Genomic DNA, 12,421 nt, shown 5'->3' on the forward strand with positions numbered 1-12,421 from the left:
ACAGGTTGAGATCAAAAAACCGGGGCTTCCAGCACGCAGTCGTAGCGCTGCTGGCCGACATGCCGGGTCGGTGGCGCGACGCTGGAGCAGGTCGGCCTGGCAAACCGGCAACGCGGATGAAACGCGCAGCCGTCGGGTAAATTCAGGGGGCTTGGCGGCTCACCCTGCAACGGCTCGCCGGACAAAGGACGATCCGGATCGATTTCCGGAATCGCCTGAATCAGCGCCGCGGTATAGGGGTGGCGCGGCGAAACAAAGACATCCTCGACCGGGCCTTCTTCAACGATTCTGCCCAGGTACATCACCGCCACCCGATCACACAGGCGACGCACGATGGCCAGGTCATGGGCGATGAACAGAATCGCCAGGTTCATGCGCTGGCGCAGCTCCAGCAGCAGGTTGATGATCTGCCCCTGAATCGAAACGTCCAGCGCCGCCACGCATTCGTCGGCAATGATCAGCCGTGGCTCGATGGCCAGCGCGCGAGCGATACCGACACGCTGACATTGTCCGCCGCTCAAGGCACCCGGCTTGCGTTCGGCAAATTCGGGCCGCAGACCGACCATGTCGAGCAGCTCGGTGACCCGCGCCGGAATGTCGGAAGTGGCGACCTTGCGCTGCACGGCAAGCACCTCGGCCAGCGTCGCACCGATGGTCATGCGCGGATTGAGCGAAGAGGACGGGTCCTGAAAGACCATCGCGGTTTCGCTGCGCAGGCGTTGCAGATTGATACCGCTGCCCTGGGCCATGTCGACGTCATCGAAGACGATCTGCCCGGAGGTAATGTCATTCAGGCGCAGAATGGCGCGGCCCAGCGTGCTCTTGCCGCTGCCGGACTCGCCGACCAGCCCCAGCGTTTCACCCGCGCAAATGCTCAGTGACACACCGTTGACGGCATGCACCCAACGCTTGTTGAGGCCCATGAAACCCGAGCCGGGTGCCGGGAAGCGCACCACCAGATCATTGACGTTCAGCAGTATTGGGCCGCTCATGAGACGGCCTCCCGCGATTGCACCAACGGGTAGTGACAGGCCGCCGCATGGGCAACGCCCATCGGCCGCATCAGCGGTAGCCTGTCAGGACAGTCTGCTCCTGCATGACTGCAGCGGGCATGGAAACGGCAGCCGCCGGGCAGTGCGTCGAGCAAGGGCGGCTGGCCGGGAATGGTCCGTAGCAGTTCGCTGCCCGCGCTGCTGGCGGGCTGGCATTCGATCAGACCGTGGGTGTAAGGATGACGTGCGCGGGCGAGCACATCGCGCTTGCTGCCGTGCTCACACAGGCGACCGGCGTACATCACCGCAATCGAGTCGCAGGTTTGCGCCACCACGCCGAGATCGTGGGTGATCATGATCAACGACAGCCCGTGACGATCGCGCAGGTCCAGCAACAGACGCAGGATTTGCGCCTGCACCGTCACATCCAGCGCAGTCGTCGGCTCGTCGGCAATCAGGACCTGCGGCCCACAGCCCAGTGCCACGGCAATCATCGCGCGCTGGCGCATGCCACCGGAAAACTCATGGGGGAAGTTATCCACACGGGACGCCGGATCGGGAATACCGACCTGGCGCAAAAGATCGATCGCCTGCGCCCGGGCTTCACGCTTCGATGCGCCCTGATGCAGACGAACACCTTCGGCGATCTGCTCGCCGATACGCATCAGCGGGTCCAGATGGCTGGCGGGGTTCTGGAAAATCATGCCGATCCGCCGCCCACGCATGGCACGCATTCCAGCGGCACTCAGCTTCAACAGGTCGACATCATTGAGCCGTACCGAGCCGCCACGCACGTGCAGATCCGGCGACGGCATCAATTGCATCAGCGCCCGGCAGGCCATGGTCTTGCCAGAGCCGCTTTCACCGACCAGCCCGAGGATCTCGCCCTGGTGCAGGTCGAACGACAACCGGTCGACCAGCGTCACTTCGCGGCCGCGATGGCTCGCCACCACGCTCATCTCGCTGACCTGCAGCACGGGCGTACTCATTGCCGTTCTCCCAGGGTTTCGGCGACGCCGTCCGCCAACAGGCTGAAGCCCATGGCCAAGGTCACGATGGCCAGGCCCGGAAAGGTGCAGATCCACCACGCAGAAGTGAGGAACGCCTGCCCTTCGGCGACCATGGTCCCCCACTCCGCCATCGGTGGTTGCACACCCAGGCCCAGGTAGCTGACCGATGCGCCACTGAGCAGCACCAGAACCGCGTCAGACATGGAAAACACAATCGAGCCGAACATCGCGTTGGGCAGCAGATGGCGGAACAGGATACGCAGGTGACCAAAGCCCAGGCTCTTGGCCGCCAGGGCGAAATCGCTTTCCTTGAGCACCAGGACCTGTGAGCGGATCAGCCGCGCATAAGACACCCAGCCCACCAGTGCCATGGCAATGTAGAAGCTGCCCAGGCCTGGCCCGAGAATCGCGATGATCGCCAGCATCAGCACCAGAAACGGGAATGCCAGCACGATGTCGATCACGCGCATGCACAGGTTGTCGAAACGTCCGCCGATGTAGCCCGACAAGGCGCCGACGAAGGTCCCGATCATGAACGGGAAGATCACCCCGATCACGCAGATCTGCAGGTCGACGCGTGCCGCCCAGATCACCCTGGACAGAATGTCGCGACCAAAATTGTCGGTGCCGAACGGATGCGCGAGGTGCGGGGCAAGCATGCGCAGCTCGGTGTTCTGATAGATGGGGTCGTAAGGTGCCAGCCATGGTGCAAACAGCGCCAGTATCAGCCAGCCCCCCAGTAATGAACCGCCCAGCAGCATCGCCAGCCGGCCGTTGCGCAAACGCACACGCAGCCGGGAACGCCAGTGCGGACGAAGATCAGCATGGGCCACGGTCATTTGATATTTACCCGCGGGTCGATGGCTACCGTGGCCACATCGGCGAGGAAGTTCACCATCACCGTGGCACAGGCCAGCACCATAGCCACCCCCTGCACCACCATGTAATCGCGGCTGAAGATCCCGCGCACCAGCAGCTGACCGATGCCGGGAATCGCAAACAGGCTTTCGATCACCACGGTGCCGCTGATCAGCCAGCCGATGTTCACCGCCAGCAGGTTGATCGAGGGCACCAGCGAATTGGGCAACACGTGGCGCCGAAACAGCGCCCCTTCACTGAGGCCACGCGCCCGGGCTGCCGTCACATGATCGGCTTGCAGCTCCACGAGCATGCTCGCGCGCAGGTTGCGAATCAGCACCGCGGACAGGGCCAGCGCGATGGTCAGACAGGGCAGCACCAGGTGATGGGCCTTGTCCAGCCAGTCGCTGCCGTAGCCCGACACCGGAAACCAGCCGAGCTGCACACTGAACAGCAGGATCAGCATGATGCCCAGCCAGAACGCCGGCATGCCCAGCCCGGTGGTGGTAAAGACGCGGATCAGGTTGTCGCTCCAACTGCCTTTGTTACGCGCAGCGAGCGTGGCCAGGGGCACGGCAATCAGCAGCGCCAGCAGAACGCTGCCCGACACCAGAAATACGGTGGGCTCGATCCGTGTGCTGATCAGCTTGAGTACGTCTATCTTGTACAGCAGCGATTTGCCCATATCGCCCTGCACCAGGTTTTTCATGAAATACACGTACTGTGTCCACAGAGGCTCATCCAGACCATACTGGGCGCGGATGTTGGCCAGGGCCTGTGGTGTGGAACGCGAACCCAGCAGCATGCGCGCCGGATCGCCGGGGATCGAACGCACCAGAATGAAGGTGACCAGGCTGATGCCGAACAGCACCGGCAGCAGCTGCAGCGGACGCTGGAGAATAAAACGATAACGACCCAGATTCATCAGACGCCCCGATGCTGTGACAGAAAATTCAGCAGGACCGGAAAGTACGCCGCCGCCCCCTCTACGTAAAAGGGCAGAGCAACGTTGTAGTCGAACATTGACCATCCGTCGACTTCGATTGTTTTCAGCTCATCCGGCCTGTGTTCATAGCCCATTGCATTGCACCTCTGCGGACGACGCTCATGGCATCAACCCTATCCTGCAAGGCGAGCGCAGACAGCTAGCAATTCTTATAGGTTTTACAGGACTGGCAGCCGATTGGACGCACGCGTGGCACCGTCCTTGCTAATTGCTATATTAGAGCCCTACATCGGCTCAATGACAAAGGAGGTCATGCCATGCATATCAGGTTGTCGGATTTCAATTCGCGGCTGCAGTCTGCATCTACGCTGGATCAGCAAATGGATTGCGCGCTGCTGCTGGCATCGGATCTCGGATTCGATGCCGTGATTTACGACTACAGCCCGGTGCCAGTGTCCCATGATGGAGCACTGATCACCCCGTCGCTGCTTTCATTGCGCAATACACCTGCGGACTGGCACGCGCTTTGGTGCAGTCAGGGCTATTACCAGATCGATCCGGTGCAACACCTGGCCGTCGCCAGCGTCTCGCCGTTTGTATGGTCATACCAGCCCAGGGCCGAGACGGTGCTGAAAACCTTCATCACGGATATGCACAAGCCGGTGGTGCGCTATCTGCATGACTCACACATGACCTGTGGCGTAACGGTGCCGATCCACATGCCCAAGGGCGGTTTCGCCACGCTGACCGGGCTGTGTGCGGACGGCAGCGATGTCGCCCTTGAGGACGCCCGCCAGAGCCTCGCCGAGTTCGGCCTGCTCGCTCACGCCTTTCAGGAGGTCGCCTACCCGCTGTTCGACCAGAAAATACGCTCATGCAATGCGATCAGGCTGACCCCGCGTGAGCGCGAATGCCTGAGCTGGTCTGCCGAGGGCCTGACGGCCAGGGAGATCGCCGATCAGCTCAACCGTTCTGTCGCCACGGTGACCTTGCACCTGAATTCGGCCATGCAGAAGCTGGGGGCAAAAAACCGTGTGCAGGCGGTAGTACGTGCCGTTCACTACCGTTTACTCGACCACTGACCGGATTATCGGCCAAAACCTATCATTTTCTATAGTTATGAGGCGCAAGACGCCGCGCTATGGTGCCCCCAAACTATCCAGCAGGGACCGGCGACATGGCAGATATGACGATCAAGGAAGGTTTTGCGCCCTTTGGCGACTATCAGACGTGGTATCGCATCACAGGCGACCTGCACGGTCCCGGCACACCACTGGTCATTCTGCACGGCGGCCCCGGTTGTACGCACGATTACGTCGATGCGTTCAAGGACATCGCCAGCACTGGCCGGGCCGTTATCCATTACGACCAGTTGGGTAACGGAAAGTCGACTCGACTGCCCCATAAGGGGTGCGATTTCTGGACGGTCGATCTGTTCCTGAGCGAACTCGACAATCTGCTTGCGCACCTGAGTATCAAAAACAACTACGCATTGCTGGGCCAGTCGTGGGGCGGGATGCTGGCGGCAGAGCATGCCGTGCGCCAGCCCAAAGGGCTGAAGGCACTGATCATCGCCAATTCCCCCGCAGACATGCTCACTTGGGTAAGCGAGGCCAACCGGCTGCGCGAGGATCTGCCAGCCGACGTGCAGGCTGCGTTGCTCAAGCACGAAGAGGCGGGAACATTGAAAGACCCGGAATACCTGAAAGCCTCGCGAGCATTCTATGACCGTCATGTCTGCCGCATCACACCGTGGCCGGAAGAGGTAAAACGTACCTTCGACGCGATTGACGCCGATCCGACCGTGTACCACGCCATGAATGGTCCTACCGAGTTTCACGTCATCGGCACGATGAAGGACTGGACCATCGTTGATCGCCTGGAGCTCATCAATGTTCCTGCCTTACTGATTTCCGGGAAGTACGACGAAGCCACACCGCTGGTCGTGAAGCCCTATGTGGATAACGTCCCCGACATCAGTTGGTCTGTCTTCGAAGAGTCCAGTCACATGCCCCATGTAGAGGAGCGAATGGCCTGTATGGGATGCATCGCAGGTTTTCTGGACAAGCTGGTCGTTACGGGTAACGAGTTTGCGGCTTAACCATAAGCCCTCATTTGATCCGCCCCGGGAAGCCACGTCATTAGAGTTAATACTTTAGTAACGCTAATAGCGAAAGTTAACTTTATTGGTCGTACGACTGGAACTTTTCGACGCACACCGTTGCTTAACGTCGCCTAACGACACGTGAATACTTCATGAAATAACTTTCATCGCTATTCATTAAAGCTCTCTCGTTTCCAGCAGAAAACCAGTTACTGGAAGGAAAGTATTGGCCTTCGTCTGTTTTGCCGCTGGAGGCAACCATGAACCTCAGATCGTTAAGCATTTCACGCAGGGCCTCCCTGTGTTTTGGCATCATTACCTTGCTGTTGATCGGTCTGGGTGCCTTCTCCTACGTACAGATCGGCCACCTGCGCGTAGCCGAGCAGAACATAGAAGAAAACTCACTGCCCAGCGTTCAGGTCGTCGACGACATTCAGATCGCACTGCTTCACGCCCGTCTGGAAAGCATCCGCATGCTTGCCAGCAACGATCCGACCGTACACGCCACCGCAGAAGCCAAGGTACGGGAAGCGATCGAGGCGCTACGTGCCAACAGCGACTTCTATCAGAAGCACCTGCTGTCGGGAGAAGCCGACCGGGCGCAATTCGAAGAAGCCAATAACAAGATGGGCGTCTACATTGACGGCTTGAAACAGGTCGTCGCACTGGACAGCGCTGATCACGAAAGAGCGGTCTCCCTTGCCAACGGAGAACAGGCCCTAAAGGCCGCTGCCTATCAGGAAAAACTCACTGCGCTACGCGGGCACAATGCTGAAGAAGCGGTCGTCTCCGGTAAAGATGCCACTGCAGTCTACGACCACAGCGTCAACGTGTTGATGACTGTGCTGATCGCAGCGTTCCTGCTTACCGTGGTACTCGCGATTGCCCTGACACGCAGCATTGTCGACCCGATCAGCGCCTCGCTGAAACTGGCGGAAGACATCGCCGCCGGTGACCTGACCCGGCAATTGAGCGTTAGCGGCAGCGATGAAGCATCACGCTTGATGACGGCCCTGAACACCATGTCGGGGAACCTGCGCACCACCATTCACGAAATTTCCGGCGCGTCCGCGCAGTTGAGCACTGCCGCCGTCGAGATGACATCGATCACCGAAAGCGCCGACCGCACTCTGCAGCAACAGAACAGCGAAATCGAGCAGGCAGCGACTGCGGTAAACGAAATGAGTGCTGCCGTAGAAGAGGTCGCTCGTAATGCTACGTCGACCTCGCAGGCCGCCCAACAGTCGAGCCTTTCCGCCGATCTGGGTAACCAGCGTGTTAACGAAACCCTGACCGCCATGCAAAACCTGACAGGCCTGGTCGAGGGGTCTTCCGCGCAAGTTACTGCGCTGGCCGGTCAGGCTCAGGACATCAGCAAAGTGCTGGGCGTGATTCGCGGCATTGCCGAACAGACCAACCTGCTGGCACTCAATGCTGCCATCGAAGCTGCGCGTGCCGGCGAACAGGGTCGCGGCTTTGCTGTGGTCGCCGATGAGGTGCGGGCTCTGGCGCATCGTACACAGACGTCCACGCAGGAAGTCGAGCAGATGATTTCGGCAATTCAGGCCGGCTCTTCCGCCACCGTCGAGTCGATGCACAAGAGCACTCAGGAAGTTCACGTCACTCGCAAGACCGCAGAAGATGCCGGCGAATCGCTGCGCCAGATCACCGACTCGGTACTCGAGATCAATAACCGTAACCTGCAGATCGCGGCGGCGTCCGAGCAGCAGGCGCATGTAGCGCGCGATGTCGACAGAAGCCTGGTCAGCATTCGCGACCTGGCCGTGCAGAGCAGCGAAGGCACCCGGCAGACCCTGATCGCCAGTACCGAACTTTCGCAGTTGGCGGTCAACCTGAATGATCTGGTTCTGCGCTTCAAGACGTAATCCAGGCCTTCACGTCTACCGGCCATGACACAAGGGCAGCAGATTCGTCTGCTGCCCTTCTTTTATGGAGTCAGTGCAGTTTCGGCAAAAAACCGGCAATGGCTTCTCCTACCGACAGCCCTCCTTTCAAAACCTGTCAGCCGCGCCTCTCTGCTGACAGCGTTTCAGACGCATTGCCTCCATTAGTTGAAATAGGATCCATAAAGGCCTATTTATGAGCACAGGCTATTTGAAAAAGCCCGCAACGTTGACATGGGCATAAAACTCATTCAATAGTTGGCGGTGAACAACACGATATTTCATGTAAGCCACGATCAGGTATGACACGATCACTTCCTGCACGGGATCGGCAGCGCCCGGCGTACTGCCAAGGCCGCATCAGTGCTTTTTATGACCAGGGTGACAAATTTTGAACAACAACCTGACTTCAGCAGAGCTGGCAGTCATCAGTGAAATCGAGGCCACTTCCAGTCTTTTACGACTGGTAACCCGGCTGACCGGGCTAAGATTTGCGGCAATTGCCAAAGTAACCGAGGCCAGCTGGACCGCATGCGCTGTTTACGACGAAATCCAGTTCGGGCTGGAAGCCGGTCATCAGCTCAAGCTGGAGACCACGTTCTGCAATGAGCTGCGTCTGCACCGCAAGCCTATCGTAATCAACGAAGTCGCGACCGACCCCGTCTACGCAGAGCATCCCATTACTAAAATGTACGGTTTCCAGAGCTACTTCTCGTTGCCGATCATTTTTCCCAACGGAGATTTCTTCGGCACCCTGTGCGGCCTGGATACCAAGCCTGCGCCACTCGATGACGCCAATACCCTCGATACCCTGAAAGTATTCTGCACGCTGATCGCCAGCACGCTGTACGCGCACTATCAACTGCAGGAAATGCAGGAAGTTACCGCTTAAGGCATGGAATGCCTCAGACGCACAGTTGCCGCTCCATGATCAACGTACGCTCCTCTCCCTCCAGATGCTCCCGCACCACGTTGAAACCCAGCGCCCAGTAGAACCCCTGCGCAGTCAAGGATGACGGTACAACCATCCGCACCGCGCCAGCCTTGCGGGCCACGCGCTCCAGTTCTGCCATCAACAAACGCCCGACACCCCGCCGATGGCGGTCAGGGTCGACGAACACCGAGCGCACCACCTCCCCCTCCAGGCTGGCAGTGCCCACCACCACGTTGCCCTCTGACGCCACGAATACCCGTCGCTGCTGTATGAGCTGCTCGATCGCAGCCGGGCTGAAACTCAATTGCACGCGCTCGATCACGCTGGCGGGATAATCCCTGGCATTACTGATTCGCAAGGCCGCCAATACCACGCGACTGATGGCATCGGCGTCGGCTATGCGGGCGGGTCGCACCTCGATATTCATGACGTGCCTCCTGGCTAAATTGCTATGGGTGAGCTCGTTTCCAGCGAAAGTGACAAGCAACACACAAACCCATGCGATGAATGATGTGCTCACCGCGCACGCAAGAAATGCAGACAAAGAGCCTGCGGGACGATGCTCGATTCACTTTTTTCCGTCCAGTCGACGAATGGTAGTGCTCGCAAGATACCGTAAATAAAAGGTCAACCCCTCGCCGTGCGCGGCTTGAACAACGATAGCGTTCAAAAAATCCGATCTGCGGCCGATTAATTGGGATCTCGCCGCTGTGGTCGGAATCTTTTCGTCTGTTAAAGTGAGTTTCGTGATGTCATATAGTCATCATCGAGTACCCATTGAGAATCGTCATGAACGCCAGTGCCCCCATCCCTCTGAATGAAACGCAACGTCTGTTGCGCATCCGGGAACTGTGCGTGCTTGAGGATACGTCCGATGACGTATTCGATGAACTCGTCGCGATGACCGCTGCTTTTTTCGAGGCGCCGATTGCCTTGATCTCGATCGTCGATGAGCACCGTCAGTTTTTCCGCGCCAGGGTGGGCCTGAAAGCTCGTGAAACGCCACGTAACGTGTCCTTCTGCGCCTACACCATCCTTTCCGACACGCTGTTCGAGATTCCCGACGCGACGCTTGATGCGCGCTTCGTGAACAACGGCCTGGTGACCGGCCACCCAGACATCCGCTACTACGCAGGCGCGCCACTGATCACCGATGATGGCATTGCCCTGGGCAGCCTGTGTGTGATCGACACCAAGCCGCGCGAGCCGATGAGCGAATACCAGACGCAGATGCTCAAGCGCTTTGCGTCGCTGGTCATGAAGCGCATCGTCGGCCTCAGGCTCAGTTGCTTCATCGACCAGCCCACCGGCTTGTACAACCGTTCACGCCTGCAGGAAGATATTCATCAGGCAGTGGCATCCAGTGTCGATTATCAACTGGTCGTGGTGGACATGATTACCTCCGCGTTCCTCAACGACATCGTCAAGGCGCTGGGTTACAGCTTCTCCCAGGACCTGGTGACGGCAATCAAGGGCCGCCTGGAGTGCCTGCTGCCGCCGACCTGTTCCCTGTACAAGGTCAGCCCTACGCGATTCGGCTTTCTGTTGGCGGGCGACCGCACGCCTGAGCACCTGTTTCGCACCATCCTCAAAGACTTCGAGACACCCGTTGAGTGCCGGGGTATTCCGGTACAGATGCAGGTCGGTCTGGGCGTCGTGACCCTGAACCAGGGTGCAGTCGAAGAGCAGGACTGGATGCGCATGGTGATCAGCGCTGCCGACGATGCCCGCGACCGCGATCTCGGCTGGGCGATGTATGAACCGCACTTCGACGCTGCCCAGCAGCGCGCTTTCAAACTGCTCAGTTCGTTGACCAGAGCGGTGTACGCTCATGATCAACTGCGTCTGGTCTATCAACCGCGCATCGACCTCGACTCCGGCCTGTGTACGTCGGTAGAGGCCTTGCTGCGCTGGAATCACCCGACGCTCGGCGCCATCGGACCGGCCGAGTTCGTGCCGCTGGCCGAGAAGACCGCACTGATGCGCCCGCTGAGCCTTTGGGTGCTGACCAGTGCCATCGAGCAGGCCGCTCGTTGGCAGCAGCAGGGCTTCGATTTCCGTATTGCGATCAACGTGACGCCCGAAGACCTCACCGGCCCGGCGTTCACCGACCGGATGATCCGCCTGCTGGGCATGCACAAGATAGACCCTACCCGCTTTGAGCTGGAGTTCACCGAAGGCGCGTTGATGCACAACCCGGCAGAGGTGCGCCATCAGCTGGAGCGCATGCGTCAGATGGGCATGGATGTGGCGATCGATGACTTCGGTACGGGCTACAGCAACTGGAATTACCTGCGGCAGCTGCCCGCGACGACGGTCAAGCTCGACCAGTCGCTGATCCGCAATCTGGCGTCCGACAAGACCGATCAGCGTCTGGTCAAGGCATTGATCGGTCTGGCCAAGAAACTCGGATACTGCGTCGTGGCCGAGGGCATCGAAACCGACGAGATTCGTTGTCTGGTCAAGCAATGGGGCTGCGATGAGGGTCAGGGCTACCTGATCGCCAAACCCATGGAAGCCGAGGCGCTGCTGAACTGGATCGGCCCGAACCAACGCCTGCAGAGTGCTGCCCAAGCCGCAGAGGCGGCAGTCGTCCGCGACAAACGGTTATAACCTTAGAACACATCTTCATAACCGTTTACCACACAAGCCGTTATGCTGCCCGCCACTTTTTGCCTATGCGTTTGCTTGAAAAAGGTTGGATATGGAAGCGGGTGGTCTGGGTTTCGTCATTGCAGGGCTGGTAGTCGGTTTCATCGTTGGTATGACCGGAGTCGGTGGCGGCTCGCTGATGACGCCGATACTGTTGTGGTTCGGCATCAATCCGGCGACGGCGGTCGGCACAGACTTGCTGTACGCGGCGATTACCAAATCCGGCGGGGTTCTGGTCCATCGCAAGAACGACAACATCGACTGGAAAGTCACCGGGCTGCTGACCCTGGGCAGCGTCCCGGCGGTGCTCATGACGCTGTGGTTTCTGAGCACCCTGCATACCGCTCCCGAAGCGCTCAACGCGATCATCAAGCAGGCGCTGGGGTTTGTGCTGCTGCTCACCGCCCTCGCCGTCCTGTTCAAGAAAAAACTGCTGGCCTTCGCTCACCGACGCGAAGACGGCTACTCGTTTTTCAGCGGCACCAGCCTGACGGTATTGACCGTGATCACCGGCCTGATTCTCGGCACCATGGTTGCACTCACCTCGATCGGTGCGGGCGCGCTGGGCACGGTAGCGTTGTTCATCCTCTATCCACTGCTGCCAACCCGGCGTCTGGTGGGTACGGAGATCGCCCACGCAGTCCCTCTTACGCTGGTCGCAGGCCTTGGCCATGCGAGCATGGGCAACATGAACTGGGAGTTGCTGGGCTGGCTGTTGATGGGCTCACTGCCCGGCATCTACCTGGGCAGCCATATGGCCGGTCGTGTCTCCGATGACCTGCTACGGCCCTTCCTGGCGATTATGCTGGGCACGATCGGCTTCAAGCTGGCGTTCTGATCGGCGCTTATCCATCAGCCTGTCACATTTCTGAGTCAGGCTTCTCCACGAACACAGCCTTGAAAGCTGCAGAGCCGGTTTGCTTTCAGGCCGTGTGCGCTCATCGGGGAATTGTAATTTTTTGTAGCGAGACACCGATTTTCGGCGCAGGATTTCGTGCGTCTGCTCTAGCGCCGATGACCC

The 12,421-nt window shown here is 59.3% G+C and carries 12 protein-coding genes and 1 pseudogene; 7 read left to right on the plus strand and 6 right to left on the minus strand.

What is annotated here, in order from left to right; translation table 11 throughout:
• Positions 1 to 11: 11 nt before the first annotated feature.
• The 5 genes from KBY08_RS06600 to KBY08_RS06620 are packed head-to-tail and all read right to left on the minus strand — an operon-like array spanning position 12 to position 3,940.
• A complete protein-coding gene (locus KBY08_RS06600) occupies positions 12 to 992 on the minus strand; it encodes an ABC transporter ATP-binding protein (RefSeq protein WP_096127371.1) in 981 nt (326 codons plus the stop codon).
• Complete coding sequence (locus KBY08_RS06605; RefSeq protein ID WP_024652655.1) at positions 989 to 1,981, minus strand: ABC transporter ATP-binding protein; 993 nt, start codon at positions 1,979 to 1,981, stop codon at positions 989 to 991. The genes KBY08_RS06600 and KBY08_RS06605 overlap by 4 nt, the downstream gene beginning before the upstream one ends.
• Positions 1,978 to 2,841, minus strand: a complete 864-nt coding sequence (locus tag KBY08_RS06610) for an ABC transporter permease (RefSeq protein ID WP_024640294.1) — start codon at positions 2,839 to 2,841, stop codon at positions 1,978 to 1,980. Before KBY08_RS06610 ends, KBY08_RS06605 begins: the two co-directional genes overlap by 4 nt.
• A complete protein-coding gene (locus KBY08_RS06615; protein ID WP_024640295.1) occupies positions 2,838 to 3,785 on the minus strand; it encodes an ABC transporter permease in 948 nt (315 codons plus the stop codon). Before KBY08_RS06615 ends, KBY08_RS06610 begins: the two co-directional genes overlap by 4 nt.
• Positions 3,785 to 3,940 carry a hypothetical protein gene (locus KBY08_RS06620; RefSeq protein ID WP_162887126.1) on the minus strand — a complete coding sequence of 52 codons (156 nt, stop codon included), beginning with the start codon at positions 3,938 to 3,940 and terminating at the stop codon, positions 3,785 to 3,787. Before KBY08_RS06620 ends, KBY08_RS06615 begins: the two co-directional genes overlap by 1 nt.
• Before the next feature lie 183 nt (positions 3,941 to 4,123).
• Between KBY08_RS06620 and KBY08_RS06625 the strand changes: the two genes are divergently transcribed.
• The 5 genes and pseudogenes from KBY08_RS06625 to KBY08_RS06640 all read left to right on the plus strand — a co-directional run bounded on the left by KBY08_RS06625 (position 4,124) and on the right by KBY08_RS06640 (position 8,706).
• Positions 4,124 to 4,888 (plus strand): LuxR family transcriptional regulator, encoded by a 765-nt coding sequence (locus KBY08_RS06625; protein WP_024643150.1) that lies wholly within the window; start codon positions 4,124 to 4,126, stop codon positions 4,886 to 4,888.
• A gap of 95 nt (positions 4,889 to 4,983) precedes the next feature.
• Complete coding sequence (locus KBY08_RS06630; RefSeq protein WP_111522115.1) at positions 4,984 to 5,907, plus strand: proline iminopeptidase-family hydrolase; 924 nt, start codon at positions 4,984 to 4,986, stop codon at positions 5,905 to 5,907.
• 263 nt (positions 5,908 to 6,170) lie between these two features.
• Positions 6,171 to 6,938: pseudogene (locus tag KBY08_RS26660) on the plus strand (MCP four helix bundle domain-containing protein); the annotation flags it as partial.
• Between the two features lie 69 nt (positions 6,939 to 7,007).
• Positions 7,008 to 7,796, plus strand: coding sequence for a methyl-accepting chemotaxis protein (locus KBY08_RS26665; protein ID WP_371134825.1), 789 nt, complete (start codon positions 7,008 to 7,010; stop codon positions 7,794 to 7,796).
• 409 nt (positions 7,797 to 8,205) lie between these two features.
• On the plus strand, positions 8,206 to 8,706 hold the full coding sequence (locus KBY08_RS06640; protein WP_011268901.1) for a GAF domain-containing protein: 501 nt from the start codon (positions 8,206 to 8,208) through the stop codon (positions 8,704 to 8,706).
• A gap of 13 nt (positions 8,707 to 8,719) precedes the next feature.
• Here the strand turns inward: KBY08_RS06640 and KBY08_RS06645 are convergent, their stop codons facing one another.
• Positions 8,720 to 9,175, minus strand: coding sequence for a GNAT family N-acetyltransferase (locus KBY08_RS06645; RefSeq protein ID WP_011268902.1), 456 nt, complete (start codon positions 9,173 to 9,175; stop codon positions 8,720 to 8,722).
• Between the two features lie 362 nt (positions 9,176 to 9,537).
• Here KBY08_RS06645 and KBY08_RS06650 point away from each other — a divergent pair, with 362 nt between their 5' ends.
• Both KBY08_RS06650 and KBY08_RS06655 read left to right on the plus strand, forming a co-directional pair.
• The gene (locus KBY08_RS06650; RefSeq protein ID WP_011268903.1) at positions 9,538 to 11,361 is read left to right on the plus strand and encodes an EAL domain-containing protein; all 1,824 of its coding nucleotides are present in this window, start codon (positions 9,538 to 9,540) and stop codon (positions 11,359 to 11,361) included.
• Positions 11,362 to 11,452: 91 nt separating this feature from the next.
• Complete coding sequence (locus KBY08_RS06655; protein WP_011268904.1) at positions 11,453 to 12,238, plus strand: sulfite exporter TauE/SafE family protein; 786 nt, start codon at positions 11,453 to 11,455, stop codon at positions 12,236 to 12,238.
• Positions 12,239 to 12,421 lie beyond the last annotated feature (183 nt).

Source organism: Pseudomonas sp. P135, from assembly GCF_020312125.1.
Classification (GTDB): Bacteria; Pseudomonadota; Gammaproteobacteria; order Pseudomonadales; family Pseudomonadaceae; genus Aquipseudomonas; species Aquipseudomonas fragariae.